Annotated in this window: 28 protein-coding genes and 2 pseudogenes; 14 read left to right on the plus strand and 16 right to left on the minus strand. The window is 60.4% G+C overall.

The genetic code is table 11. From position 1 onward, the window contains the following. The first annotated feature begins 112 nt into the window (after positions 1-112). Positions 113-1,138: an IS110 family transposase gene (locus AYM40_RS09900; RefSeq protein ID WP_063496070.1), complete on the plus strand. Its 1,026-nt coding sequence runs from the start codon at positions 113-115 to the stop codon at positions 1,136-1,138. A 665-nt stretch (positions 1,139-1,803) separates the two neighbouring features. Here AYM40_RS09900 and AYM40_RS41855 read toward each other — a convergent pair. Together AYM40_RS41855 and AYM40_RS09910 are read right to left on the minus strand one after the other, a co-directional pair. Then, a complete protein-coding gene (locus AYM40_RS41855; protein ID WP_181448413.1) occupies positions 1,804-1,962 on the minus strand; it encodes a hypothetical protein in 159 nt (52 codons plus the stop codon). Between the two features lie 38 nt (positions 1,963-2,000). Then, positions 2,001-2,282, minus strand: a complete 282-nt coding sequence (locus AYM40_RS09910) for a hypothetical protein (RefSeq protein WP_063496072.1) — start codon at positions 2,280-2,282, stop codon at positions 2,001-2,003. 546 nt (positions 2,283-2,828) lie between these two features. On the opposite strand from AYM40_RS09910, the gene trhA reads away from it, so the two are divergent. Then, positions 2,829-3,452 carry a PAQR family membrane homeostasis protein TrhA gene (gene trhA, locus AYM40_RS09915; protein WP_236720934.1) on the plus strand — a complete coding sequence of 208 codons (624 nt, stop codon included), beginning with the start codon at positions 2,829-2,831 and terminating at the stop codon, positions 3,450-3,452. Between the two features lie 123 nt (positions 3,453-3,575). Here the strand turns inward: trhA and AYM40_RS09920 are convergent, their stop codons facing one another. Beyond that, on the minus strand, positions 3,576-4,061 hold the full coding sequence (locus AYM40_RS09920; protein ID WP_236720935.1) for a response regulator: 486 nt from the start codon (positions 4,059-4,061) through the stop codon (positions 3,576-3,578). A gap of 332 nt (positions 4,062-4,393) precedes the next feature. On the opposite strand from AYM40_RS09920, the gene AYM40_RS09925 reads away from it, so the two are divergent. From AYM40_RS09925 to AYM40_RS09940, 3 genes are all read left to right on the plus strand, one after another. Continuing rightward, the gene (locus tag AYM40_RS09925) at positions 4,394-5,530 is read left to right on the plus strand and encodes a sensor histidine kinase (protein ID WP_181448421.1); all 1,137 of its coding nucleotides are present in this window, start codon (positions 4,394-4,396) and stop codon (positions 5,528-5,530) included. Between the two features lie 670 nt (positions 5,531-6,200). Continuing rightward, positions 6,201-6,950: a CBS domain-containing protein gene (locus AYM40_RS09935; RefSeq protein WP_082855033.1), complete on the plus strand. Its 750-nt coding sequence runs from the start codon at positions 6,201-6,203 to the stop codon at positions 6,948-6,950. A gap of 276 nt (positions 6,951-7,226) precedes the next feature. Further along, positions 7,227-8,180 carry an IS5 family transposase gene (locus tag AYM40_RS09940; protein WP_063496077.1) on the plus strand — a complete coding sequence of 318 codons (954 nt, stop codon included), beginning with the start codon at positions 7,227-7,229 and terminating at the stop codon, positions 8,178-8,180. 153 nt (positions 8,181-8,333) lie between these two features. On the opposite strand, the gene AYM40_RS41860 is transcribed toward AYM40_RS09940, so the two are convergent. The 3 genes from AYM40_RS41860 to AYM40_RS43245 form a co-directional block, all read right to left on the minus strand. Further along, positions 8,334-8,507, minus strand: coding sequence for a hypothetical protein (locus tag AYM40_RS41860; protein ID WP_181448414.1), 174 nt, complete (start codon positions 8,505-8,507; stop codon positions 8,334-8,336). A gap of 144 nt (positions 8,508-8,651) precedes the next feature. Then, positions 8,652-8,948, minus strand: coding sequence for a hypothetical protein (locus tag AYM40_RS09945; protein ID WP_063496078.1), 297 nt, complete (start codon positions 8,946-8,948; stop codon positions 8,652-8,654). Continuing rightward, complete coding sequence (locus tag AYM40_RS43245; RefSeq protein WP_256390479.1) at positions 8,948-9,082, minus strand: hypothetical protein; 135 nt, start codon at positions 9,080-9,082, stop codon at positions 8,948-8,950. The genes AYM40_RS09945 and AYM40_RS43245 overlap by 1 nt, the downstream gene beginning before the upstream one ends. 667 nt (positions 9,083-9,749) lie before the next feature. On the opposite strand from AYM40_RS43245, the gene AYM40_RS09950 reads away from it, so the two are divergent. Beyond that, positions 9,750-10,025, plus strand: coding sequence for an HU family DNA-binding protein (locus AYM40_RS09950; protein ID WP_063496079.1), 276 nt, complete (start codon positions 9,750-9,752; stop codon positions 10,023-10,025). A 391-nt stretch (positions 10,026-10,416) separates the two neighbouring features. Here the strand turns inward: AYM40_RS09950 and AYM40_RS09955 are convergent, their stop codons facing one another. The 3 genes from AYM40_RS09955 to AYM40_RS09965 form a co-directional block, all read right to left on the minus strand. Next, positions 10,417-11,703 carry an NRAMP family divalent metal transporter gene (locus AYM40_RS09955; protein ID WP_063496080.1) on the minus strand — a complete coding sequence of 429 codons (1,287 nt, stop codon included), beginning with the start codon at positions 11,701-11,703 and terminating at the stop codon, positions 10,417-10,419. 347 nt (positions 11,704-12,050) lie between these two features. Continuing rightward, entirely contained in the window at positions 12,051-12,521 is a 471-nt protein-coding gene (locus AYM40_RS09960) for a PRC-barrel domain-containing protein (protein ID WP_063496081.1), read from the minus strand. Positions 12,522-12,660: 139 nt separating this feature from the next. Continuing rightward, positions 12,661-12,987, minus strand: a complete 327-nt coding sequence (locus tag AYM40_RS09965) for a hypothetical protein (RefSeq protein ID WP_063496082.1) — start codon at positions 12,985-12,987, stop codon at positions 12,661-12,663. Positions 12,988-14,488: 1,501 nt separating this feature from the next. On the opposite strand from AYM40_RS09965, the gene AYM40_RS09970 reads away from it, so the two are divergent. Beyond that, positions 14,489-15,553, plus strand: a complete 1,065-nt coding sequence (locus tag AYM40_RS09970; RefSeq protein WP_063496083.1) for a glycosyltransferase family 4 protein — start codon at positions 14,489-14,491, stop codon at positions 15,551-15,553. Positions 15,554-15,874: 321 nt separating this feature from the next. Further along, complete coding sequence (locus AYM40_RS09975) at positions 15,875-16,462, plus strand: YSC84-related protein (protein WP_063496084.1); 588 nt, start codon at positions 15,875-15,877, stop codon at positions 16,460-16,462. Between the two features lie 351 nt (positions 16,463-16,813). Here the strand turns inward: AYM40_RS09975 and AYM40_RS09980 are convergent, their stop codons facing one another. From AYM40_RS09980 to AYM40_RS09990, 4 genes are all read right to left on the minus strand, one after another. Then, complete coding sequence (locus AYM40_RS09980; RefSeq protein ID WP_063496085.1) at positions 16,814-17,206, minus strand: PRC-barrel domain-containing protein; 393 nt, start codon at positions 17,204-17,206, stop codon at positions 16,814-16,816. Between the two features lie 89 nt (positions 17,207-17,295). Beyond that, positions 17,296-17,472, minus strand: coding sequence for a CsbD family protein (locus AYM40_RS09985; protein WP_063496086.1), 177 nt, complete (start codon positions 17,470-17,472; stop codon positions 17,296-17,298). Positions 17,473-17,596: 124 nt separating this feature from the next. Continuing rightward, positions 17,597-17,752 carry a DUF3309 family protein gene (locus AYM40_RS38330; protein ID WP_082855034.1) on the minus strand — a complete coding sequence of 52 codons (156 nt, stop codon included), beginning with the start codon at positions 17,750-17,752 and terminating at the stop codon, positions 17,597-17,599. Between the two features lie 529 nt (positions 17,753-18,281). Further along, on the minus strand, positions 18,282-19,001 hold the full coding sequence (locus AYM40_RS09990) for a Crp/Fnr family transcriptional regulator (RefSeq protein WP_063496087.1): 720 nt from the start codon (positions 18,999-19,001) through the stop codon (positions 18,282-18,284). 451 nt (positions 19,002-19,452) lie between these two features. Between AYM40_RS09990 and AYM40_RS09995 the strand changes: the two genes are divergently transcribed. The 3 genes and pseudogenes from AYM40_RS09995 (at position 19,453) to AYM40_RS43685 (ending at position 20,320) form a co-directional block, all read left to right on the plus strand. Next, the gene (locus tag AYM40_RS09995) at positions 19,453-19,767 is read left to right on the plus strand and encodes an IS3 family transposase (protein WP_063496088.1); all 315 of its coding nucleotides are present in this window, start codon (positions 19,453-19,455) and stop codon (positions 19,765-19,767) included. A 32-nt stretch (positions 19,768-19,799) separates the two neighbouring features. Continuing rightward, positions 19,800-20,033: pseudogene (locus tag AYM40_RS43680) on the plus strand (IS3 family transposase); the annotation flags it as partial. A 107-nt stretch (positions 20,034-20,140) separates the two neighbouring features. Then, the gene (locus AYM40_RS43685; RefSeq protein ID WP_420488469.1) at positions 20,141-20,320 is read left to right on the plus strand and encodes a DDE-type integrase/transposase/recombinase; all 180 of its coding nucleotides are present in this window, start codon (positions 20,141-20,143) and stop codon (positions 20,318-20,320) included. On the opposite strand, the gene AYM40_RS10005 is transcribed toward AYM40_RS43685, so the two are convergent. After that, positions 20,279-21,655, minus strand: coding sequence for an IS30 family transposase (locus tag AYM40_RS10005; RefSeq protein WP_082855036.1), 1,377 nt, complete (start codon positions 21,653-21,655; stop codon positions 20,279-20,281). The two genes, AYM40_RS43685 and AYM40_RS10005, sit on opposite strands and share 42 nt — an antisense overlap. A gap of 41 nt (positions 21,656-21,696) precedes the next feature. Between AYM40_RS10005 and AYM40_RS10010 the strand changes: the two genes are divergently transcribed. After that, a complete protein-coding gene (locus AYM40_RS10010) occupies positions 21,697-22,059 on the plus strand; it encodes an integrase core domain-containing protein (protein ID WP_082855037.1) in 363 nt (120 codons plus the stop codon). A gap of 97 nt (positions 22,060-22,156) precedes the next feature. Here the strand turns inward: AYM40_RS10010 and AYM40_RS43690 are convergent. Further along, positions 22,157-22,543, minus strand: a pseudogene (locus AYM40_RS43690) (sensor histidine kinase); the annotation flags it as partial. Then, positions 22,543-22,812 carry a histidine kinase dimerization/phospho-acceptor domain-containing protein gene (locus tag AYM40_RS10020; RefSeq protein ID WP_158515270.1) on the minus strand — a complete coding sequence of 90 codons (270 nt, stop codon included), beginning with the start codon at positions 22,810-22,812 and terminating at the stop codon, positions 22,543-22,545. The gene AYM40_RS10020 and the pseudogene AYM40_RS43690, both read right to left, overlap by 1 nt. Before the next feature lie 823 nt (positions 22,813-23,635). On the opposite strand from AYM40_RS10020, the gene AYM40_RS10025 reads away from it, so the two are divergent. Together AYM40_RS10025 and AYM40_RS10030 are read left to right on the plus strand one after the other, a co-directional pair. Beyond that, the gene (locus AYM40_RS10025; protein WP_063496093.1) at positions 23,636-24,616 is read left to right on the plus strand and encodes a ferritin-like domain-containing protein; all 981 of its coding nucleotides are present in this window, start codon (positions 23,636-23,638) and stop codon (positions 24,614-24,616) included. 119 nt (positions 24,617-24,735) lie between these two features. After that, entirely contained in the window at positions 24,736-26,046 is a 1,311-nt protein-coding gene (locus tag AYM40_RS10030) for an Nramp family divalent metal transporter (protein WP_063496094.1), read from the plus strand. The last annotated feature ends 142 nt before the right edge of the window (positions 26,047-26,188 follow it).

Genomic DNA, 26,188 nt, shown 5'->3' on the forward strand with positions numbered 1-26,188 from the left:
AAGCCGCTCAGCCAGAGCCTCCTCCGCCCTGGCTTAATGAGATGGTCAGCCTGACCGAAACGGCCCGATCGGCTTACGCTGATCGGGCCGTTTCCTTTTCCGGGAGGCCATCATGGCAAACGCGACGTTGATCGGTATCGATCTGGGCAAACACTGCTTCTTCGTTCACGCGCAAGACGCTCATGGGCACGAGTTGTGGCGCAGGAAGGCATCGCGCAGCCAGTTGTACACCCAGATTGCCAATTGCCCCGCCTGCACAGTCGCCATGGAATCGTGCGCCGGTGCGCACTGGCTGGCGCGCAAATTCCGGGCGTGCGGACACGAGGTGCGCCTGATCGCGCCGCAGTTCGTCAAACCGTTCGTCAAGGATAACAAGACTGACTTCGCCGACGCCGAGGCGATCTGCGAGGCAGCCTCGCGTCCGTCGATGCGCTTTGTCGCCGTCAAGACGCCTGAGCAGCAGATCCTGCTGGCCCTGCATCGGATGCGCGAAGCACTGGTGCGCGAGCGCACGGCGACGAGTAATCAGATTCATGCCTTTTTGCTGGAGTTCGGCGTCAGCCTGCCGATCGGATCGGTTGCCATCACGCGCCTGCCCGTGCTGCTCGATGATCCGGCTCACGCGCTGCCGCCGCCAATGGTGAGCCTGCTGCTGCGTCTGCATCGGCGCCACGGCCAACTCAGCAACGAAATCGCTGAACTCGAAACCGAACTCAGACGTCAGTTGGCTGAGAACGAAGCCGGCCAGCGGTTGCTTACCATTCCGGGAATCGGCCCGATGACCGCGAGCAGTCTGCTTGCGATGGCCGGTGACGTGCATGGATTCAGGTGCGGCCGTGACTTCGCCGCGTCGCTGGGCCTGGTGCCACGACAGCACTCGACCGGGGGCCGGGCGACGCTGCTGGGCATTTCCAAACGCGGTGACAGGCACTTGCGATCGTTGCTGGTGCAGGGCGCACGCGCTGTGTTGCGCTGCGTCCACAGGCGTGCCGATGCGCTCGGCGTATGGGTGCAGGCTCTGCTGCGACGCCGTCACACCAATGTCGTCGCCTGCGCGCTGGCCAACAAAATGGCCAGAATCGTGTGGGCGATCCTGGCCAGAGGCGGCGAGTATCGCGCAAATCCGCGTCCCGCCTGATCAACACTTCCTGCCTGCTTTTGCGACCATCAACCTGTGATGAAGATAAACGGCACACGGCCCGGCTGAACACCTGACACAAAATCCAGTCCCGCAGACTGATGGCTTTTTAAGGACAGTCGGGCGCGGCTTCTCATCGAGGGCCGGGCGCTTCATCCGCGCCCATTTCGAGCCCGGATACATTTGCGCAAGCCCTTCTATCTTAGGTCACACATTGAGGTTGCAAAACTAAGGCTGACCATCCATTTTTTATGCGCGTGCAGATCTAGCTGTCACCGCGTGGCGGGGATGCCGGTGCGGTGTGCAGGGAGGCCGCGACAACCCATGGCTGGGCGCTCAACCGCCGGGTGATGTCGGTCAGTGCCGTGGGTGACACTGACTCGAACGTGACCGTCATTTCGAAGAAGTCTTGCTTCCTGCTGCAATGAACCCGGATGCGTTTCGCGTGCGCGGCGTGCTGACCCAGAGCCTGCCAGACCGGAATGATCCTTAGCTGGCCTGCCGCAGCCCGCACCGTGAGGCTCGACGGGGCGGCCCCGATTGGGTCCTGGTCTTGAGAGGTCATTTCAGTGGTTGTCAGCTCAACAGGCGCCCGTCGCCGAGCCTGTGGAAAATGCAGGTCGACATGGCTACCGAGACGAACGGGCAGGAGACGACTAGCGGTGTCAATGCCGGCGCCGCGTCACCTCCCATCTGTGGCGATGGTCCATCCGCCTGAGCAGGCGTTCCCGTACATGCTCGCGCCGATAGTGCCCCACGACCAGCGTGGCGGCGATTGCGAGCGCGAACGACCCAACGATCACGCCGATCCAGGATTCGATCATGGCAAACTCCCTGCCGACTTCGACTGTCTGTTACAGCTTCAGTGTAGGTGCTGATTATCCAGCATCGTATCAATTACCCGCTTTTCTTCAGCGCATCCGCAATCCGATCCAGTTGTACGAGTAACGCCGCAGTCCGCGCCGCGATGGACTCGGAAAGCGCCGGTGTAGCGAGCAACGCATCGATCCGCTTTCGCCAGTAATCGGGTTGCGCTACTGCTTTTTTTCCGATCCTTAATATCACCGTTCTGGATTAACCGCTCGAGTTCAAGCACCATTTTCCGGATATGAAAAAACTCTTCCTGTTCGTGATCATCCGCCATGGTCCTTCACCTCCAGCCCTTTTTGGTGTTTTGCGTTCGGCGTATTTTACAGAAACATTACATTGACTCGACATGAAGGACGTCTGGATCGGCCTGAACTGTCGATATTGTGGCGGAAAAAGGGATATCGCTGTCCCGCCGTCAACAATACCGACCGTCCTTGCTGATTGATTATCTTAATTACCCGGCGCAGTTCATGCCGCTTTATTGCCAATGAGAATCAATAACCGGCCCGCGCAATGCGGCGGGCGACGCGCTATACGAGATATCTGATTCACAGAATTTTAATTTCTTATTATGCGGTAATGGGAATCCTGGAACAGCTTCACTGATTGATGCAGCGGAAAGAGACCTGGGACCGGACGGCAGGCTGATGGATCTGAACAGTTACGCGTCGGCCCAGACATCTCCAGTAGTTCCTCCCGCACCGATGACGGGATGCTGGCGGACTTCCCGCGACACGCCGCTTTGCCACGCCTGCCCTCCTGCGGATAATACGAAGCAGATTTCTTTACCCGGTGGGCCATGAGACGGGACGACGTTCGGATGCAGACGCTCGGCGAAGAGGTGGCGAACACGCTCATTCACGCTGCCGGACTGATACTCGTCGTCGTCATGGGGTTCGTCGTCTGGCCGCTGCCACGTACCGCTTCGAACCGGGTGCCAATGCCGGCCGCCGCGGCCTATCTGTCGACGATGGTACTGCTGTACGCAACATCGGCCGTGTACCACGGGCTGCCGCCCGGTCGGGCCAAGCGACTCTGCATGAAGCTTGACTACTGCACGATCTACCTGTTTATCGCCGGTAGCTACACCCCTTTTGCGCTCGGTGTCCTGTCCGGACACGAAGGCACGGCACTGCTGCTCGTCATCTGGACCCTGGCGGTAGCTGGCATCGCATTACAGGCGTTCGGCAAGCTCGCGCATCCGCTTCTGTCGACGGGGTTCTATCTCGCGATGGGATGGGCGGTGCTCGCCGTCGCATGGCCGCTCTTCGCATTGCTGCCCACAGCGGGTCTGGCCTGGTTGCTGGCAGGCGCTGCCTGTTACACCGGCGGGGTCGCTTTTTTCCTGATGGATAGCCGGCTGAAGTTCGCCCATTCGATCTGGCATCTGTTCGTGCTGGCGGGTTCGGCCTGCCATTTCGTCGCAATCGTTTGGTACGCCTAGAGCCGGTCGGGGTAGTGGGCGCCGGCTGGCGACCACTATGGGCATCGCTCGAAACCGTTCATTCATATGCGATGCGGTTATTGGACGTTTGCAACGGATGTTGCGCGCACCGCAGATGTCTGACTATTGCTGGTCGCCCGGAAGCTCGTCATCCGGCCTTGCATCATCTGCTTGCGACGTGTCAGTTGCGACAGCTACAACCGCAAGCGCGGATACCGCGGTCAACAGTGCGATGGCATCGACCGGTTTTTGCAGGAACAGATTGTGTAAATCAGGGGGGCCGGCAGGCGGCAGGCTCAAGGAAGAAGCCAGAATGATCGGCACGCTGGCCAGCACCGGATCCTTCCGGAAAATCCGGGATAGCTCGGGGCCGTCGATACCAGGCATGTCCCAGTCGGTCAGCAGCAGATCCGGCCGGCCCATGCGCGCCAGGGCCCAAGCCGAGCCACCGTCAGGTGCCCAGACGACCTCGAACCCGTTCATGCGAAGGACGGTGGTCCATGCCGCCGCCGTCAGCCTGTCATCGTCGACGAGGAGGATCAGAGGCCGTTGCTCCTGTTGGTCCACTTTTCCCGCCCCTGGTTTGCCTTGAACAGGAAGGAGCAGCAAAAATCACGCCGCGCTATGCGAAGCCATCGTGCCGCCTGACTGTCCTGCACCGGAGCGTTGACGCGCAGCGGCCGGCGCACCTCGAATCTGGATGCCGCCCACGCCGCTTCCCCGCGAGAACGCACAGCGCGCGTAAGATGTATCTACACGCAGGTGAAAGGTAGCTGTTGCCGGAAAATCAACCGGTCACGGCGACTGCCGCGCACAAACATTTGCCCTGGACGGGGTTGAGCAATTTTGTCCGGGACAATGACGGCGTCGCCGCAGACAGCGTCTGGCCGCGACAGCTGGCCACTAATGAAGTGCCGAAGACTGGCGTCGGGGGTTGCATCATGATGCACGTTTTCCTGGCTAACAATCGCCATGAGCTGATAGAAAGATGCCGGGCTAAGGTCGCGCAACGGCCCGCGCGGGCGGCAACTGCGCAGCAACTCCAGAATGGGGTGCCGCTGTTCCTGGACCAGCTCATCAGGACGCTGCGGATGGAGCAGACATCGGAGCCGATGGACAGCCGCCGGATTTCGGGACCCTCGGGCGGTGGAGCGTCGTTATCGGAAATTGGCGAGTCAGCCGCACAGCACGGGCGGGAACTGTTGGCGCTCGGGTTCTCGGTAGATCAGGTCGTGCACGACTACGGCGACCTGTGCCAGGCCGTTACCGATCTGGCTTACGAGCGCGATGCGCCATTCCAGATCGACGAGTTCCGCACCCTCAACCGCTGTCTGGACAATGCGATAGCCGATGCGGTCACCGAATTCAGCTACCAGCGCGATTTTGCAGTGGCGGGCAGGCAGGCCATTGAGCTGCATGAACGGCTGGGATTCTTCGCCCACGAACTGCGTAACCTGCTTCAGACTGCCACGCTCGCGTTTACCGCCGCCAAAACCGGAAACTTAAGTCTGTCCGGCGCCACGGGGGCGGTGCTGGAGCGCAGCCTGGACGGGCTGCGCGATCTGATCGCGCATTCACTGGATGAGGTCCGGACGTCAGCAGGAATTTCCGTGCAATCCAGGATGTTTTCCGTTGGTGAATTCATTGCGGAAGTCAAACGTGCCGCCGACCTTGCGGCCCAGGTTCGCGGATGCATATTGAAGGTGTCCGCGGTGGACCCGCGACTCGCCGTCAGTGGAGACCATGACCAGCTTTACTCGGCGGTCGGAAACCTGCTGCAGAACGCCTTCAAGTTCACCCCCCCTCACAGCGAGGTGACGCTGGACACGTATGCCGTGTCGGATCGCATCCTGATCGATGTGAGAGACCAGTGCGGCGGTCTGCCGCCCGGAGATGCAGAACGGATGTTCCTGCCGTTTACCCAGAATGGCGAGGACAGAACCGGACTGGGACTGGGACTGTCCATCACGCGGCGTAGTGTCGAGGCCAATAACGGGATGCTGAGCGTGCGCGATGTGCCAGGCACCGGCTGCGTCTTCACGATCAGCCTGCCCCGGTATGCGACGACGGAAAGCTAGGCGCGAGCGCTGCCACGCCACTCTGTGAGAGTCATGCGATCACGGCAAATGGGCGGCTGCGATTGCGATCTGGATGCGAAACGACGCTGCGAAAAGCGGGGCAACGCGCATTAGAAAGCAAACGGTCCGCGCAGTTTTACCGAAGGGAAAACGGCGGCCTCGGGTGTTGCCGACCGTCGATATGGGCTTTTGCGTATTCAACGGCAAACATGCATGCCGCGCTTTCGGACGCGAAGTAACCAAGAATGCCGAATGTTTCGCGTTTGCCGTTCCGGTGCGTGACTATCGCGGTTGCGGCGTAGCCTGGCATGGAAATTGGAGCGAGAGGCATGATGGTCGATGTCTTGTATTCCACGGGATCAGCGTGCATGACATGTCGCTCCTTGTCGTCGCTCGGCGGCCCGACTGTGATGTCTCAATTATTCCATCCTACGACAATTGTGTGACGATCAAAAGGTCATCGCCTAACTGGCGGCAAGAGCGGTCGACGCGGCCGAGGTCAACCCACCCAAAGCCGCAGTCGAGGGAAGAAGTCACCCACCAGAACCATCGGGTAACGAACAGCCCGTCACGTCCACACTCACCGACGCGCAGCCTGTGAGGCCTGAGATTTGCTGCTCACTGCGTTTGCGGGCACGTCCTTTCACTACAGCCCGTAAGGGGTAAGGTCATGTTAGTCAGAGATGTGATGAAAGAGCCAGTTTGCGTTCAGGCTGGGGAAACCCTCGACGCGGCAGCTCGCAAGCTGAAAAAGGAAAATATCGGTGCCCTGCCGGTGTGCCTGAACAACAGGGTGATCGGCATGATTACCGACCGCGATATCACGATGCGCGGCGTCGCGGATGCCCGCGACGTCAGCAAGATGACCGTGCGTGAGGCGATGTCGGCCGAGATCCTCTTCTGCTTCGAGGATGACCGGGCCGAAGACGCCGAAACGATCATGCGCCAGAATCATGTGCAGCGTCTGGCCGTCCTCGATCGTGGAGACCAGCACCTGATCGGCATCATTTCACTGACTGCGTTAAGCGGCGGTGTGTCCGAGCGACGGCCTTATGAGGTGATCTTCCATAAGACGTTCACTGATCATCGCGGCCATCCCCATCACAGTGAGTTGATGCGTATTACCGTGGCCAAAGGCACAAAAGAAGAGGCGATCAACACCGCCACCCGTCAGTTTGAAGAGATGAACAAGGTCAAGGTCTGGCATCAGCTCGCTGACGGATATGACGTCACGAGCGTCCATGTCGATGCGCGGGGTGCGACGGTTGAAGAACGCGAGCCGACTTCAGAGAGGGAAGCCCGGATACTGCGCCGGGCCCGCGAACTATGGGAGCGCGCGGGTACCCCAGAAGGCCAGGACGAGCAGATCTGGGGACAGGCTGCCGCCGAGATCGACCGCGAGGACCACCCTCAGGACTGATGCGTCGCGAGACAACGAGCCCAGGCAGAGGGCCCAGGTAATCGCTATCGTACAGACGGGGGGCGTCCGATCCGTGCTGGTCCCCGCTCTTGGAGGTCACCATGTAAATCCAGCTCTCGTCCGAGGCCATCCCGGCTCTCAAGTCGCTTGACAGAACTCCGGGTTCTCAGGCGGTGACGTCGCACCCTATGGTTAAGGAAGGTCTGCAAAAGTCCTGGCATTGCGTTGCTGCTGAGCTATCCTGGAAGCAGAGCCAATTAGGTGGGGAGCAGTGTAATGACGCAACTTGGTCTTGGTCTGGATCTGTCAACGAAGCGCACGCGCAAGCGGGAATTTCTCGATGAGATGCGACGCGTTGTGCCCTGGTTGAAGCTGATTGCGCTGATCGAGCCGCACTATCCCACGGGCAAAACCGGTCGGCCGCCGTTCCCGATTGCGACGATGCTGCAGATTCATTTCATGCAGCAATGGTTCGGTCTGTCAGACCCTGCCATGGAAGAGGCACTCTATGACGTGCCGCTGTATCGCGAGTTCGCGGGTCTCGACGGCGGGATGGTCCGCTTGCCGGATGAAAGCACGATTCTCCGGTTCCGCCATCTGCTGGAAACGCACGGTCTGGCGGTGCAAATGCTGGCGCTGGTCAATGAAATCCTGACGGAGAAAGGCCTGATGCTTAAGGCTGGGTCGGCAGTCGACGCCACCCTGATCGCCGCGCCCGGTTCGACAAAGAATGGCTCCGGCACGCGCGATCCTGAAATGCAATCAACGCAGAAAGGTGGCAACTGGTACTTCGGGATGAAAATGCATATCGGCGTGGACGCCGATTCGGGCCTGGTCCATACGGTCATTGGAACGGCGGCCAATGTTCACGACATTACCGTAGCCCAGACGTTGCTGCATCGTGAAGAAACGGATGTGTACGCAGACGCCGGATATCAGGGTATCGAAAAGCGTTGTGAGCCTGAGGCGGTGCGTTGGCATGTTGCAATGCGACCGGCAAAGCGCAGGAAACTGGATCTGAGTGATTCGTTGGACGCGATATACGATCAGATCGAACGCCTGAAGGCGGGTATTCGGGCCAAGGTCGAACACCCGTTTCGCATCCTCAAGCGGCAGTTCGGTTACATGAAGACGCGCTATCGTGGTTTGCCGAAGAACATCGCCCAGATCACCACGCTGTTTGCTTTGGGCAATTTATGGATGGCTCGCAGAGCTTTGCGCAAAGCTTGAAACACCGGGCCGATGAAGGCCATATGTCTGGTTGGAGCGCTCCGGAGCGCGGAAAACCCCTCGCAATCAGCTCACCAACAAAGATCTGAACGCCGAGGTTGCGCTCGATGTGAAAGGTAACGCTTCAAAGCTAGTTGTGCAGAGCTTCCTTAACTAACTACGGACCTGTTTCTTATGTGATTTCTTGCGATCCGGCTCCGGTTTGATTTTTGTTACGCCGCCGATCGAGGGCGGATCGCTCGCCGGAAAGGTGTCCTCGACGGCCTTGTCGACGTTGGGTTCGCTCTTGTCGCTGTTCTGATGTTGTTCGGGATGGTAGATGCGCATGATGGCCTCCGGTTGTGAGTTGTTGGGGACGATCGTGTCCCGGAAATATCAGCAGGTTGCGTCCGTGCGGCAGAATCAGGCGGTGCGGTTGGGACGTGTGGCACCGGCTCAGGCGTGAGTGCCGGCGAACGCGAATATAAACGGCTAGCGCTTGCACGTGACCTCGTGTTCAGGCGACTGCGTGTTGGTGTTCGCATCTTTCTGTTTGCGTTGCTGATACGCATCACCGCCGCGACGATCGGTGTCGGTCAGGCCGCGCGAGAGGTCCTGATGCGCCTGTCGCCCGACGTCGAGGGTACCTTCTTCGTGTTGCGATTCCGCGGACTGGTCGGTCTCGTGCGGCAGTGGCAGCGGTGCATCGTTTTCCTGAACATTTTCCGCCCCGGTAGCGGCATCACTGGAGACGGCATTGGCAGCGGGCTTCCGTTCTGCGCATTTCATCACAGACTCCGTTGTGCAAGGTAGATCCGGATCGTCTGACCGGAGATCGTGCGCGGCTGGCGCGCACGATCGCGGCCGGAGCGTTTCTTCATCCCGGCGGTGAGTCGTAGCGGCTCGTCGTCGCGTCTTCGCATGGCGGCCGTCCAGACATGATGGCACCCCCGCTGGCGACGTTTTCCAACGGTAACGAAGGCCTTACCTCAATCCGACATAGCCGAGCACAAACAGGACGATGACCACGGCTCCCACAAGCCAGACGATGTTGTACATGACGCTCTCCTTAAGTTCGACAGCCCCTTCAACAGCCGCGCGACGCGTGGGTCGCGACCAGCTAGCGAAACGTGCCGTGGCATCTGGCGGTCTGTCACAACATGGACGTGCTACGTTGCGCCGGTCACCGGCTGTCCGCGAATGTCCTGGCTCGCGGGAACGACCCGGGAATCGTTGGTACGCGCAGGGCGTAATACTACGTTCTCACCTGCGGCAGAGTAAGTCTGTACGGTAGCGGTCAACACCGTTCACTCGACGGCGTCCCGATGCTCGTGTTCCATCCGACGGGCGAGCCAGGCGGCCACAGGGCGAGCCTGTACATTAAACGACGGTGTCGAACGAAGGCAGCAGCGGTAGGGACGTTGACCGAGATGGGCATTGGACGGTGATCGAAGCCTGAGCGGGCGAGCGGTTCGAAAGCTTCAAGGCTGGCAAGCCGCATCACCTGGTGCAAAATAAGCGCGATTACCCGAGAATATCCGGGCGTATTCAAATATCTGGGTTACTCACCTGATCCGAGGGGAACTGACCATGAACAAGCAGGAACTCATCGATGCAGTGTCGGCCGTCACCGGCGACAGCAAATCAGCCACGGCACAAGTCATCGACGCCTTCACCGAGATCGTTGGCTCCGCGTTGGCGAAGGGAGATACGGTGCAGTTGATTGGCTTCGGCTCGTTCGGCGTCGGCGCACGCGCCGCACGCACGGGACGCAATCCCGCCACGGGCGAGGCAATGCACATTGCTGCAGCAAAAACCGTCAAGTTCACCGCAGGTAAGGCCCTCAAGGAGCGCGTGAACGCGTGACAAGTGCGGTTCATGATATGAAGAAAGGCAGCCGCATCGCTATCGGAGAGGGGTTACCGTCGGGTAGCCCTTTGCATGTCCAGCCCCGCCCGACCCGCTGTCTCGCGAGTGCGACCTGAGGCGCCGTCAGGATTCGTGCGCGGTCACCCCGTTCGCAGGGTTTCAATTCATCGTGACACGAAGGCAAGGATCGCATCCAGGCATTCGGACCGTCATCCGGCACCTCGCCGATTGTCGGCGCGAGACGCAAGGCGGCGCCGCCCTAATCGGGATCCGTCTTGCCACCGACATCGATCGTCGAGGTCGCCGCGACGGCCGCGGAAAGACCTGTGGCCGATTCCGCGCCAAAGCCTGGCTCGTCCGGACGATTGTCATGTGTCGCGCTCGCTTCCTATAGAAAGCAGAACATCCCCACCACGGCAGCGGCCATCACGACCGTCGCCAGCCAGCCGACGACCCGCAGGGTGCCTGAAATGCGGAACGTCCCCATGATGTCTGGATTCGATGCCATTTTCATCACGAGCATCATGATCGGGACTGAGGCGACGCCGTTAATGACGGCACTCCAGAACAGTGCCTTGATCGGATCAATCGAGGTGAAGCCAAGGGAGAGGCCAATCACCGTGGCAAGAACGATGATTCCGTAAAACCGCTTGGCGAGCTTCGGTTCCAGCTCCAGACTGTTTTTCCACTCGAACGTTCCTGCCATCGCATAGGCCGCGGAGCCGGCCAGGACCGGTAGTGCCAGCAGCCCGGTACCGATGATGCCAATACTGAACAGCAGGAACGCAAATTCTCCGGCGATCGGTCTGAGCGCCGAGGCGGCCTGTGACGACGTCTGGATATCGGTAATGTGGTGCGCGTGGAGGGTCGCGGCCGTGGCGAGAACGATAAAGAACGCGATCAGGTTTGAAAATCCCATGCCGATCCACGTATCGAATTTGATCCGCTTCAGATTTGACGTACCTTGGGATGGCGCATGCTTGAGTGCGCGCTGCCCATGTCGTGCCCGCAACTCCTCGACCTCCTGCGAGGCTTGCCAGAAAAACAGGTAGGGACTGATTGTCGTGCCGAACACCGCGACGACGGTTGTGATGTAGTCGCCGTTCCACGACAGATGCGGAAACACGGTCCGGATTGCGACGGTCATCCATGGAATCTGGACGGTGAACACAACGCCGACGTAGGCAAACAGGACAAGCGTCAGCCATTTGAGAACGCGGACATAGTTTCGATACGGAACAAAAACCTGCAAAACGAGCGAAAGCATCGCCAGACCGACCGTGTAAACATGCGTCGGTCCACCGATGACCAGATTGACGGCAGCGCCCATGGCCGAGAGGTCAGCCGCAATATTGATCGTGTTCGCCACGAGCAGAAGAATAACCGTGCCATAGAGCAGCCATGCGGGATAGTGGCGTCGAATATTGGTCGCCAGTCCGTGGCCGCTGACCCTACCAATCCTGGCGCTGATCACCTGGATTGCAACCATTAGCGGATATGTCAGCAGGATCGTCCACAGAATGTCGTAGCCAAACGCAGCGCCCGCCTGCGAGTAGGTTGCGATGCCGCTCGGGTCATCGTCGGCCGCTCCGGTAATCAGACCGGGCCCTAACTTCTCGACCCACGAATTGACGTTGGTGTGCGGCGTTGACGACGGATCAATATCGGATTCCATACGGGGTCGATAGCATGGGTATCGGAAGCGACGGTCGTTCGTCGCTGCCGTGTTGCAGCCGACCTCACGTCACGCCAAAAAGCTCCTCTGATCGTAATGCATATTCAGGAACTCGCGAACCGCGGACAGCATAAAGTCATGGTTCCAGTTACGGCTTTGGTCGCATCTTCGCCGGCAGGAAGACCATCTCTGGAGCGCGTTTCTGCAGAAGCCGTGCAAGGAGGGCGTCTCACGAAGTTCCTTCGGCAACTGCTGGTAACAGGAAAATGCCGGCCTTGCGGCCGGCATTTCGAACAGGTGGCGAGGGCGTCTGGTTGGTTCGACACCCCGTTCTTCGTCCAGGTGACCTAAAGATCGAGCCTCCGGCCTTCGACTGCGCCCCGGGTGGCCAGCCAGTAGGGCCGCTGGTTGTAGTACTCGTGCAGCGACGAACCCCACTGCGGGTCCGACATCGCGGGCCAATGGTCCTTGTCGAAGCCGGGCGCGTTTTTGATGCGTTCTGCGGTGATGTCGAGCCGGAAACACTTCTCGTTGGTGTCCAGGGTCAGCGCGCTCCACGGGATGGCGTAAAGGGTGTTGCCCATGCCCAGGAACCCACCGCTGGACAGGACGGCGTACGCGATCCGGCCGCCACGCACGTCAAGCATAATGTCGGCGATTTTGCCGATATCTTCGCCATCCGAAGTGATGACCTTGTCGCCGTCGAGCGTGGCTGCCGCCATCACATCCGGCCCGGGACCTTCGCCAGTTCCGCCGCCGACAATCTTCGCGCCGCTGCCGCCCGTTGCAGGTTGGGCGCTGGGGTCAAGTGTGGTCATGATGTGCTCCTCGTGAAAAGACCAGACCTTCTATCCCGCAACCGTCATGCCATGGGCAAGTGCAGAGACGGATTGGTGCGCAACAGCTAACGTTACCTTCGTGCGAGCCCAAGGCAGGGCTGTCAGTATTAAAAATGAGTTAATGCAACTGTTTTTTCAGATCGGAAAGTTCGGCATGAACCGACGTGACTGCACTTTTTACTTTCGCATCTACATTGGTTGCACGTTTACACGCCTGCTCTGCGCGGTCGCCGACGTGCTCCAGGTCGTCTATCCATTGACGCATGCGATTTTCGTCTTTCGACTCCATTATTTTTTTTGCGCCTTCGGACTTCTTGTCCAGCTGATCAACGCAGTCCATAAGCTCCTTGGGCAGCGTGGCGTCGGCGTGACAGGCCTGCGAAGCTTTCTCGATGGTTTGCTCCAGATGGGTGAAACGCTTCTGGATTTCGCTAGCTTGCAGCATGATGAACCTCCTCCTCGAAGGTTGTTCCACGGTAAGTTCGGGCGCCGTTTTACCGGATCCCAGCGTGGTACCGTCAGTCCCGTCTGCCTGAGCCAGCTGACATATTGCTGCGCCGCGGCTCCAAGCCAATTGACAAGTGGCGCCTTGTTTACTATAGAACTCTCCACTGCAATCAGACAGGTCCCGTTCCTTCCACGGGGCGGAAACGCGCTCGAAGAGCCCATCCTTTTCTCAGACCGGTGAGGAAGTCCGCCATGGTGGTGTTCGTCTGGAATCGTGCAGGTCGCGGCGGTGTGCGCTGCATCAATTGACCCGCGCCGGGTTTTTTTGGGGGCGAGCGATCTGGTGATAACCGTGCACCGAGGCCGGAGGCGTCGCGGGATGATCTCAAGAGACGCGTTTCGGACGCGGGCGTTAGTCTCCGCGTGCGTCGAACGTACAGCGTTGCGAAAACTGGTTGCTCCATAGCCGCTCGATGGACTCGCTGGGGAGACGGGCGGCAGGGTCGATCACCCAATGGAACAGGAACAGCGGCGTGACGCATCGTGTGACGGGTGTTGACCGCTACCGTACAGACCTGCCGTGTCGGAAGTGAGAACTTGTTGACGGACACATCGAGCCGCGACGTGTCCTCACAGCCTTTCCGCCGAACAGGCCGAAGAACTGCGCGCATGAGCGTCGCTCTGGCTTATCAAAAGCGCCGAGGCCGGGCTCCCTCCAGCCGTCATATCAAGCCAATGGTGAACTGATTGAGCGTGCGCTGTGCCCGTGCGACGCCGGGACTAAACCCGGCTGAGGCAGCGCACCGTATGTTCGGCGTGCTGCACTCATCTTCGCGTGGCTCCGTCACGTGTAGGTCGGCTACACAGAACACACCCGGGCGGCGTCACGCTAAACACGCAGGGAGTTCAGTTCTCGTCTGACCTGCTCGGTGGGTGCTCGTGCGGGACCGGCTCCGCTTCTGCGGCATCAGGAACGTCACCCGGAGTGCCCAGCGCAGGTTCAGGCGCCGGCGACCTGGTGCCTGGCGTAACGCCGTGGATGGGGTGATCCGGAAGTCCTGGCCGGTGAATCAGTCGTGTGGTCGGGTTTGGGGGCATGATTTCCTCCTACGCTGACGTGGCCAGCAACCACCATCATACCTCTGTCGGAGACGCAGAACGTACCGGCTCCAAGCCCGGTATTTGACTACCTTCAGCGAAACCGCAGACTGCTGACGTGGCTCGCCGGGAGCGGCCGAGCAATAGCGCGCGTTGTGCCCGCTACGCACACGGACGGCAAGATCAATCCAGTGAGAAACAGGAAAACGGTATAGCCCGTCGAATGACGGGGGCGTTGAACGCTACCGTACAGACGTATGTTCTCGCAGGTGAGAGGTTCTCCACATGCCACAGACCTGGCGCAGCGCAATACATATCGCGCAGACGCCAGCGTTCGAGACTATCGCTGGTCATTCGGGGATAGTTTGACGCCCCAGCACCTGTTCCAGGGAGAACGGCCAATGCGAATCGCACAGATTGCCCCGTTGCACGAGGCTGTTCCGCCGAAATTCTATGGCGGCACCGAGCGTGTGGTGTCTTACCTTACCGAGGCGCTCGTCGACCTGGGGCACGACGTGACCCTGTTCGCAAGCGGCGACTCGCACACGAAGGCGACGCTCGCGGCCGCGTGGCCGCATGCATTGCGCCTCGACCCGTCGACGCGCGACGTCCTCGCCCCGCACTTCCTGATGCTCGAAAAGGTGCGCCGTGTCGCCCACGAATTCGACGTGTTGCACTTCCACCTCGACTATCTGCCGTTCTCGCTGTTCTCACAGCTCGACACGCCGTTCGTGACGACGCTGCACGGCCGCCTCGACCTGCCGGAACTGCAGGCCGTGTTCAATACGTTTCCGAAGGCGCCGGTGGTGTCGATCTCCGATTCACAACGTTTTCCGCTACCGCAGGCGAACTGGCTGGACACGATCTATCACGGTCTGCCGGAAACGCTGCTCACGCCGCAAACGCAGAATGAGCCGCCATATCTCGCTTTCCTCGGACGTCTGAGTCCGGAGAAAGGAGCAGACGTCGCCATCAGGATCGCTGCACAGAGCGGTCTGCCGTTGAAGATCGCCGCGAAGATAGACAAGGCCGACCAGAGATATTTCAAGACGGAAATCGAGCCGCTCCTGTCGCAGGCGCACGTCGAATTTCTCGGGGAAATCAGCGAGCAGCAGAAGCCCGGATTCCTGTCGGGTGCGAAGGCGCTGCTGTTTCCGATCGACTGGTCCGAGCCGTTTGGCCTGGTTATGATCGAAGCGATGGCGTGCGGGACTCCAGTGATTGCATTCAATCGCGGCTCGGTACCCGAGGTAATCGATCACGGTGTCACCGGCTATATCTGCGAAGACGTACAGGGTGCCATCGGTGCGTTGCAACGTGTCGATAACCTGTCACGTACAGAAATCCGCGCCCAGTTCGAGCGTCGCTTCAGTGCGAGGACGATGGCGCGCAATTACCTCGACAGCTATACGTCACTCCTTCAGGCATCAAGGCGCCCGGTGTTGCGACGTACCGCAACGGGCTGATCGGCATCCGGACAGTTTTCCAGGACGAAGCGATGGCGCCGGAATCATGTTTCCACATGAAAAGCCGGACCTGTTCAGAACAGCGCAGTGGACCGAGCTATTGGGTACCCGGAACGGGCAGCGACAAATATCGAACCGTCCGCTGGCGAAGACCGCAACTTGACCCGATTCCCGAACGCGACCGGAAAGCGATACGCGTCCTGCGCGTCAAACCCGCCCTGTTCATCGGGACCTGTTTCGCGTTTCTGTACGCTGTCGTACCGTGTCCGCCGCCGCCCAGGCGTAGCGTCAGAAGCATCCAGGAACATCCAGGAGACGATGATGCTACGACGAACATTCATAAGGGGTACGCCCGGATCCATCCTTGCCATTGGGCTCGCGGTTTCGGGCTGCACGATGACCGGGCAGTCCGACGCCAGTGGGCAGCAAGCCGACAAGCGTCACACCATTGATACTGGTGTCGACTCCACCCTCGCACGCCTTTACACCGCCGCCAACGGCTCGCATGAACTCGTCGGCAAGGCCCGTGGTGTGCTGGTGTTCCCGTCGGTCATTGCCGCCGGCTTCGGCGTCGGCGGCCAGTATGGTGAAGGCTCGCTGCGCGTTGGCGGCAGCACGGTTGGCTACTACAGCACCACGACCGGTTCGGTCGGGCTGCAGATCGGCGCACAATCGAAAGCGATCATTTTCCTGTTCATGACCGAGGACGCACTTGCCCGGTTCCGTAATAGCGAAGGCTGGTCAGTGGGCGGCGATGCGTCAGTGGCTGTCCTGAAAGTCGGCGCGAACGGGAACATTGATACCACCACCGCGACAGCACCGGTCGAAGCGTTCGTGCTCACGAACAGCGGGTTGATGGCCGGCGTGACGCTCGAAGGCACGAAGGTCACCAGGCTGAAGTCACTGTAGCGCCCAAAAACAGGCGGGGCGGTGCTCGCGTGCCTGCGTGGCGTTTTCGATCCTGCCGGGACGTCATGCACAATCTCACGACATCGCCCTCTTCTTTCGCGGTTTTCGCGTGTCAATACGTCTGGCTGTCTGGAGCGCCGACGAAAACCACGCGCGACGTCAGGATTGGTCACTAACGCCGGGCGGGATCCGGACACCCGCACTTCGAAAATAGCGCGATGACGCGGCGAGTCCGCAAGTTCGCGTGTCGCAGGCGATGCCGGTCATGATGGTCGCCCATCGTCCAGCCATGGTGCCGGCCGGATTGCCTGCCCGACCGCGGCGGCGGCGCATCAAAACCGGTGGCAGCCGTTACTCAGGCGCGTACCTGAACTCCGGCAATGCTTTCAGGGACTCCCTGGTCGCGTCTGGCAGCCGCATCTGCTTGTCGACGACCTGAAGGCTGCCAAACGGTACTGCGACGAGATGGGTTCCCATACCGAGAAACCCGCCTACCGAGAGGATGACGTAGGGAACCCGATCGGTTGGGCTGACGATCAGATCGTCAATTGTTCCGATGTTGTCCTTGTTGCGGTTATAGACGGGCGATCCGTTGATCCTGGAGGCCCGGTACCCCGTCGCCAGCTGGACGACATCAACGCGCTTCGCCGTGATGGATTGTGGCGTTCCCTGAGCCCACAGCGTTCCCGTGATCAGGGCCGTTCCGAGAACAGCCACCGATACCAGCGTGATAACCCGTTTCATCGTGCACCCCGCGGTTCGAAAGCATACGTTGGGAGGCGTCACGCGAGCACCCACTACGTGACGCCTCAAGACCTGCCGGCGCGAACAGCCTACGGCTGCTTCTTCAGTTGCTCCTTTGCATCGCCGTACGCGGCCCGTGTCTTGCCGGCGACCTCTTCGACCTTACCCTTCACCTGGGTCGTTTCGCTTCCCGTGGCTTTGCCGACAGCTTCCTTGACCTTTCCCTTTGCTTCCTCGACGCGGCCTTTCACCTGATCCTTGTTCATGACACTGCTCCTTGAAAATGACGGATGACCGAACTTCTCGACGCGTGCAGGCTACGCGTTTTTCTTATGGGACGGCCCGGCGACGGCTACCCGCGAAGGAATCATCCAGACAGGAATTTCGTGCTTATATCCGGCCCAGAAGCAGCAATACAAGCACAACGACTAACACAACGCCTAACAGACCGCTGGGCATATAGCCCCACGAACGGCTGTGCGGCCAGGTCGGTATCGCACCGATCAACACCAGCACCAGCACGACTATCAATATTGTTCCCAGCATGGAACCTCTCCTTCGGACTCCGTGTTCAACACAGCCTGTCGCCGCTCTCTCGCCAGATGCACTGAATCTTCTGGCCTTTCGGAGGTTTCTCCGCAAAATTAAAAGTGATGCTGACCGGCATCCGCACAATCCGGACGAAACCCGCCCTGTAGCGTGAGCCTGGCATTGATTTGCCACCCAGTCGGTACGGTAGTGGACATCGGGATTTCTTTTTTTCCGCCCGGAGTTCGCGACTGCCGCGTGCCGGGATACGGCTGCCAGGGGGCATGCCCGGGCTGTCAGTCCGACTGCACTCTCACCGGCCAGGAGATCGTTCGGGGCGATCCAGATGACGCTCTGCAATACACTAGCCAAAGCGCGGTATTCTGTTCAGCAGTGGTCCGGTCGCGGACGAAAATTTCCCCCTTTCACGCCAGGGTTCTATCGCGTGCCCGCCCTGATAAAGCGCGCCAGCCGTATTCGGCTGGAATGCTGCAGAGGGTATTGCGGTAGCCCTGCGCTGCTCGCCCGCGCAGGAATGAAGCGCGGTTTATATCGCCTTCAGATCGGGCAGCAGCCGGTCGAACTCCCGCTTCACCACGCCGTAGCATTCGCACACGCGCTTTTCGAGCCCCGGTCGATCCAGTACCTCGATATGGCCATGACCGTAGCGGATCAGCCCCGCCTCCTGCAGTTTCAGCGCCGCCTCCGTCACGCCGGATCTCCGCACGCCAAGCATGTTGGCGATCAGTTCCTGCGTCATCTTCAGCTCGTTTGACGGCAGGCGGTCCATGCTAAGCAGCAGCCAGCGGCACAACTGCTGGTCGATCGAATGATGCCGGTTGCAAACGGCGGTCTGGGCCATCTGGGTGATCAATGCCTGGGTATAGCGCAGCAATAACCGCTGAACCGGGCCGGCGCGATGAAATTCCTCTTTCAGGATGCGCGCATCCAGTCGATACGCCCGGCCTGCGCTTTGCACGACTGCCCGGTTTGGCGTCGTTTCACCGCCCATGAAGAGCGCAATACCGACGATTCCTTCGTTGCCCACGATCGCAATCTCGGCGGACGCGCCGTCCTCCATCACATAGAGCAGCGATACGATGGACGTGGTCGGAAAATAGACGTGATCAAGGCGGTCGCCAGACTCGTACACGACCTGCCCCAGGGGCATTTCAACCGGTACGAGATGCGGCGCCACGCGCGTCCGCTCTGCTTCCGGCAGAACCGAAAGCAGGTGGTTTTCTCCGGAATGATGTCCGTTTTCCATGTCCCGCTCCCCACCATCCTGTCCGGAAACTGCATCGTTTTCGCAGAATTGTTCTTAACAGTATCAGGCATCAACGGCAGTTGCATGAAAGCAGCAGACGGATGGGCGAGGATACCGACCCTGACTAAACCTGTTTAAATTATAGTTCGCGCGCGCGGTGGCGCGTCGTGGGCGGGGCTGCAACGGCCACCGGCCATGGCTCAACGGGGTCTGCGCTGACAGGTCTGTCAACTGCAAGGGGGGTGTCGTCTGCGGGCTGGCAGGCTCAACAGCAGACTGAAATGTGTGGCCGCATTGCCCGCCGTCACGCCGGCTCGCGAGCCTTGCGTCGTTCCAGCACGATCGGCAGCCGTAGGGTGAGTTCGCTGCCCGTACCGGGGCCGGCACTGGTCGCCGACTGAAGTTGACCCGCAAAATCGGACGCCTATTCTTTTGAAGAGGCGGTGCCGAAATGGGCAAACATCGTACCCCGTACCCGGCGGAATTCCGGGCGCAAATGGTTGAGCTGGTGAAGGCTGGACGCATGCCGGAGGAGCTGGAAAAGGAGTTCGAGCCGACCGCGCAGACCATCTACAACTGGGTCGCGCAGGCGGGTCGCGATGCGGGCGTGCGTCATGACGGGCTGACCACGGCCGAGCGGCAGGAGCTGACCAGGCTGCGTCGTGAGAACCGGCAGTTGAAGATGGAGCGCGACATACTCTCTCACGCAGCGGCCTGGTTTGCCCGGGAGACGGGAGCCGTATCGCCGAAGGATACGGATTCATGAGAGCGAACCAGGCCCGCTGGCCCATCGCCACGATGGCGCGGCTGCTCAGGGTCTCGACGAGCGGCTATTACGGGTGGCTGGCAAGAGGGCAATCGGCACATGCACGCAGTGACGCGCGGCTGCTGGCACGCATCCGCACCCTGCATGCAAGCTCGCGTGGCACATACGGGGCGCCACGTATTCATGTGCAGCTCGGGCGTGATGGGGTGCATGTGGGACGCAAACGGGTGGCGCGTCTGATGCGTGTGGCTGGTCTGCGCGGGGCCAGCCGGCGGCGCTGGAAGCACACCACCCACCCGCGGGCGGGCGCGCGGCGGGCGCGCGGCGCGCCCCCGATCTGGTGCGCCGCCACTTCAGCGCCGCCGCGCCGAACGTGCTGTGGGTGGCTGATGCCACGTACATTCCGACCGGCGAAGGGTTTCTGTATCTGGCCGTCGTGCTGGATGTATTCAGCCGGCGTATCGTGGGCTGGGCAATGTCGAACCATCTGTACACCGAACTGATGGCGGATTCAACCGGTCGTCGCAACACTAGATTGTTGAACAGATTTTAGATACTCGTCCAGAGCTTCGGCAGGTGTCTTCCAGCCAAGCGTTTTCCGGGGTCTGGTATTCAGTGCATTGGCGACGGCCTGGATCTCTCGAGCGCTCCACCTGGATAGGTCTGTGCCCTTTGGAAAGTATTGTCGCAGAAGGCCGTTCGTGTTCTCGTTCGTGCCACGCTGCCATGGACTGTGCGGGTCGGCGAAGAATACCTTTACGCCGGACTCGACGGTGAAGCGGGCGTGATCGGATAGTTCCTTGCCACGATCCCAGGTCAATGACCGCCACAACTGGGCAGGCATGTCAGTCACGGTCTTCTTGAGCGCATTGGCCATCGTGACAGCTCCGTAGCCAGCCAGCGCGGGGCCGTTCTTCGTGCGGGGAGTCAACCCATAGCCTTTCTCCCGAGGCAGGTGCACGAGCATGGTAAAACGGCTTGATCTCTCCACCAGCGTCCCAATAGCAGATCGGTTCAGGCCGATGATCAGGTCCCCCTCCCAATGCCCTGGCACGGCACGATCCTGCACTTCTGCAGGCCGGCTAGAGATCATCACATCCTCGCTAACGTGCGCCCAGGCCTTGGCTTGTGCCCTGGCCCTCGGTACGCGCAACGCCCGCCCTGTGCGAAGACAGCTGACCAGCTCGCGCTTGAGGGCACCTCGGCTCTGGATATAGAGAGCCTGATAAATCGCTTCGTGAGAGATGCGCATAGATTCGTCATCCGGGAAGTCGAACTGCAGCCGTTTGGAAATCTGTTCGGGCGACCAGCCATTAACCCATTTACGGTCACCGCGATGCGGCTTGTTTCTCCCTTTGAACGGTGCCTGCCGAGGCCCAGCAATTGCACGGCCATCAGCATCGCTAACCTTGCCCTCCAAACGGTCTTGCACGTAGTGGTGCAGCCGTGGGTTAGTCACCAGTTTCGACGGTTTGGGTCTTTTGGCAACCAGTTCGGCCTTCCACTGCGCAACCGACGCCCGATACTCAAGCTGGCCGCTACGAGTTGCAGCGTTACGTGTCAGTTCCCGGGAGACCGTTGACGGGCTGCGTCCGATACGGCGAGCGATCTCGCGTACTCCGACGCCTTGGAACGAAAGTAATCCAATCTCTTCTCGCTCCGCGAACGACAGGTACCTCCCGGACAAGGGGTTCGACATGAAAAGTGGCATGCCGCCATTATGACGAAACCAGCGAGTGCCTACCGCCTGCGATACGCCAACCGCCTCTGCAGCCTTCTCACTTGTAATGCCTGTCGCGATTTGCTCCCAAAATCGCCGCTCAATCTCACGCCGATGCGACGGCGCACCTGGCGAGCGCATCGCTGCTCGCCCTGTCAACTTATACATCCACCCCGCTGGTCGTCCCATAAACACCTCCTCGATTAAAGGTGTTGCGACGACCGGTTGAATCCGGCGGCACCGCGGGCGATGCCTATGACAACGCGATGTGCGAGTCGTTCTTCGGCACGCTCGAAGCCGAGCTGCTCATGCGCGAACACTTCGATACGCATGAGCAGGCCAGGCGGCGCATCTTCTCATTCCTGGAGGGTTGGTACAACATCGGTCGCCTGCACAGCAGCCTGGGCTACTGCTCGCCGATGGTATTCGAGCAGCAATACGAAAAAACACAAAATCCATCGCGGCGCGGGTTGCCCACCGCCGGGCAGCGTCGTGGTCGTGATATCCGACCCGCCGCCCGCCCGTGGACAACCCGCGAAGCAACACCGAATGGAGGACACGTGCCGCTGTAAGACTCAAATGCAAATCTGTCCGTCGAAGCGGGTCAATCTCAGACACCGTTCCGCCATGCGCTTCGGCGACCGCTTTCACCACGGCAAGACCCACCCCCAGACCGCCGGCACTCGCCGCAATCGTCCGGCTGGATTGAGCGAAGAGGTCGAAGATATGTGGCAGGAGCGCGCCGGATATGCCCAGACCATTGTCCTTGACGGACACCACAAGGTCCTTCCCGTCTGCGAGCACGTTCACGGCGATGCAACCTTTTTCCGGCGTGTATTTCACCGCGTTGTGCAGGAGGTTGCTGACGGCCTGTGCGAGACGCACAGAATCGCCTTCAATGCGTAGTGCCCTGTCAGCAATCTGCACGGTGAGCGTCTGGTCGCGTTTGGCCGCCGCCAGTGCGGCTGCGGCGAGAGGGCCGGCCAGAACCGCAACAACTTCGACGGGGGCCTTGCTCACACGAAGCGCGCCACGGTCGATCCGCGTGGCATCCATCAAGTCCTCAGCAAGCCGGCTGATCTGGGTGATCTGCGGTCGAGCATGTCGATCGACCGTAACACCTCCGGGCGATCCGCCGACGCCCTGCGGATGAGGTGGATGGCGAGTTGCATCGGCGTCAACGGTCCACGAAGCTCGTGCGCCACCATCGCAAGAATTTCGTCCTTGCGTCGTAGCGCATCGAAACGATGGGCGGCCGACTGAGAATGACTGGAAAAAGCGGTGGAGGCTCGTTGCTGCGGTTGTTCCATCATTTCATCGTTCACGTCTGCGTGGTACGCGTCGGGCGTGCCAACAGACCACCGGAAAGACACTGGATGAGATGACATGTTGAGCCTCATTTTTTGACACGCGGATCGCGACCAGCGGCCGATGCACGCTACGGCATCCGGCGCCCTGCCACAGCAACGGCTTGCTGTGGCAGGGCGCTTTACCGACTATTCGTGAATACCTGCCTCGTGAGAGCAACCCGAAAATCGCTGGTGCGCGCAGGGTGGACTTGCACGTTCTCACGGCTGACGAGGTACGTCTGTACGGTAGCGGTCAACGACTTCGCCCCCCGCAGACCGCAATAAATCTGCCACGATTGCGACAGCAAACTGTCACCTCAAGCGACGCGACGTTCCGGTGGCACTCATGCCTTGCCGGACAAGCGTTTGAGCAGCGCGAAGCAAATTTATCACCGGCCGCGTCAGTACGGGGCGTCGTCTGATGGTCTATTCGGCAGCAAGCCGGCCAATCCCGGTCTCTGAAGAACGCTGCCCCGAAAGCTGTCGCTCATAGACGCTATTGCCCACGAGCGGACGGTCAATGTTCGCAACTTTAGCGGTGTCATACACCGTCGTGCGCTCGTGACAAAATCAACGCCAGGAACATTTTTGTGTACCGCCTGCATCCACCGATTCGCTCGGCCCGTAAAGGTTTTTGAGGACTTGCCTCTTCTCTGTGATGTTTTTTGTTCTTCGTTGAAGGACGGCCTGTCTTCGTGCTGCGATTCGCGCTGCCGCATCGCTGAAGGCGTTCTGTTGCCTCCGCGCATGTGACGCGAGTTTTGCGGTATTCCCTGCGAACTTTATGAGGAGCATGGCCATGCCTGATACTAAAGCTGATTCAGCAGCGCTCATCGATGTGTTCGACCGTCGCGTCGAGCGGCGCCTGAAGCGCAGGCAGTTTTTCCGGAATGCCGGTGGACTGGGCCTCGGTCTTGTCGGCGGCACCCTCATCAGCGCATGCGGTGGTGGCTCAGGAGTCTCCGCTTCGGCCAGCCCCAGCGCGCCGACCGATGACGAGATCCTGAACTTCGCCCTTAACCTTGAATACCTCGAAGCCCAGTTCTACACCTATGCGACCACCGGCAGCGGGTTGCCCGCCAGTATGCTCACTGGCGTCGGCACGCAAGGCGCCGTGATCGCCGGAGCGCAGGTTCCGTTCCAGGATCCGTTGGTGCAGGCGTACGCAAACGAGATCGCCAATGACGAGCGCGAGCACGTCGCGTTCCTGCGCAGCGCGCTAGGTTCGGCCGCCGTTGCACAACCCGCCATCGATATCAGTGGCACCAATCCGAATGGCGCGTTCTCCGTTGCGGCGCGTGCAGCGGGTCTCGTCGGCGCGGGCGTCGCGTTCAGTCCATATGCAAACGACAACAATTTTCTGCTGGGCGCGTTCATCTTCGAGGATGTCGGCGTGACGGCCTACAAGGGAGCTGCGCCGCTGCTTGCCAGCAAGACGTTCCTGTCGGCCGCCGCAGGCATTCTCGCTGCCGAGGCCTACCACGCGGGCCTTGTGCGAACCACGCTGTACGCGAAAGGCCTCAACACGTCGAGCCTGATCAGTGCGGCCAACGCCATCTCCGCTGCACGCGACAGTCTCGACCAGGTCGGCAACGACGACCAGGGTATCAGCGGCAGCACGCCCGGTACGTCCAACATCGTCCCGCTCGACAGCAACGGTCTTGCATTCAGCCGCAGCTACAACGACGTGCTCAACATCGTGTATCTGACAAGTACCGCCGCGGTCAAGGGCGGCTTCTTCCCGAATGGCGTGAACGGTACGCTCAACATGAGCGCCTGAACGCAACAGCGGCACACCGGCGCGGGGCGCCGTGGCAGTGGCCACGCTCACCCGTTGGCCGGTGGCAGGCGTTCGGCCTGCCGGGGGCCGGGTCACTCAGACTACGCACAGGGGAAGTCATGAATGAAGCCATGAGTCAGACAATCGTGCCGCAGACGCTTACCGAGCAGACCTGTTTCGATATCCGCGAGGTCCTTGCAGGCCGACGCCGCGGGCCGCGTGTCATGCTGTCGTTTGTCGGGCCGGCGGTCGTCGCGTCGATTGCGTACGTGGACCCAGGTAACTTCGCGACCAACATCCAGGCCGGCGCCGGCTACGGCTATGCGCTGCTGTGGGTGGTGGCCATCGCCAACGTCGTGGCGATGCTGTTCCAGTCGTTGTCGGCCAAACTCGGTCTCGTGACAGGACGCAATCTCGCCGAACTATGCCGCGAGTCGTTACCGGGGCCGTGGGTCATCGTGATGTGGCTGGCCAGCGAAATCGCCGCGATGGCGACCGATCTCGCGGAATTCGTGGGTGGGGCGATCGGCGTGTCATTACTGCTGCATCTGCCAATGATGGCCAGCATGCTGGTCACCGCCGCCGTCACGTATGCGCTGCTGCAGTTCGAGAGAAAGGGCTTCCGGCCACTGGAGCTGCTCATTGTCGCGCTGGTCGGCGTAATTGGCCTTTCGTATCTGGCCGAACTGTTGATCGCACCGGTTCAGTGGCCGGCGGTGTTGCTACATACCTTTACGCCGAGCATGCCGGACCGCAATGCATTGACCATTTCAGTCGGCATCGTCGGCGCGACCGTGATGCCGCATGTCCTCTTCCTGCATTCGGGCCTTATGCAGAATCGTGTGACGCCGCACAACGAGCGCGAGCGCTCGAAGCTGCTCGCATTCTCGAACATCGAAGTGGTGGTTGCGCTGGGCGTGGCGGGTCTGATCAATATGGCCATGGTGATCATGGCGTCCAGCGCTTTCCACCAGGTACGCCCGGAGATCGCCAGCATCGAGACTGCATGGCACACGCTAACTCCGCTGCTTGGCAGCGCTGCGGCAGGTTTGTTCCTCGCCGCGCTAATCGCGTCCGGCATCTCGAGTTCGGTGGTCGGCACGATGGCTGGGCAGATGATCATGCAGGGGTTCGTCGGTTTTCGCATTCCGGTATGGTTGCGGCGGCTTGTCACGATGGTGCCGGCGTTCGTCGTGGTGGCGTGGGGTGTCGATGCGACCAGTGCGCTGGTATTGAGTCAGGTCGTGATGAGCATCGCGTTGCCGGTACCAATGGTCGCGCTGGTGTGGTTCACGTCACGCAGCGCGCTGATGGGACGCTACCGCAACAGCCGCCTGACGACAGTCGCGGCAGTTGCGGGCACCGTAGCAGTGTTGATTCTGAATCTGATTCTGCTACTACAGATCGCGGGCATTTCCGGTTGGATTTGAGACGCGCTTGCGCCCGAATGTTCTCGAATGGCCGACCGTCTGCGGCCGCCCTGAACGTCCGGTCCCGCCCGATTGACGAGGTCCGCGAAGGTCGGCTTCGCACTCGCACGACTGGCTGCAACGGTCGGCAAGAGGCGGTCTC

The organism is Paraburkholderia phytofirmans OLGA172 (genome assembly GCF_001634365.1).
Classification (GTDB): domain Bacteria; phylum Pseudomonadota; class Gammaproteobacteria; order Burkholderiales; family Burkholderiaceae; genus Paraburkholderia.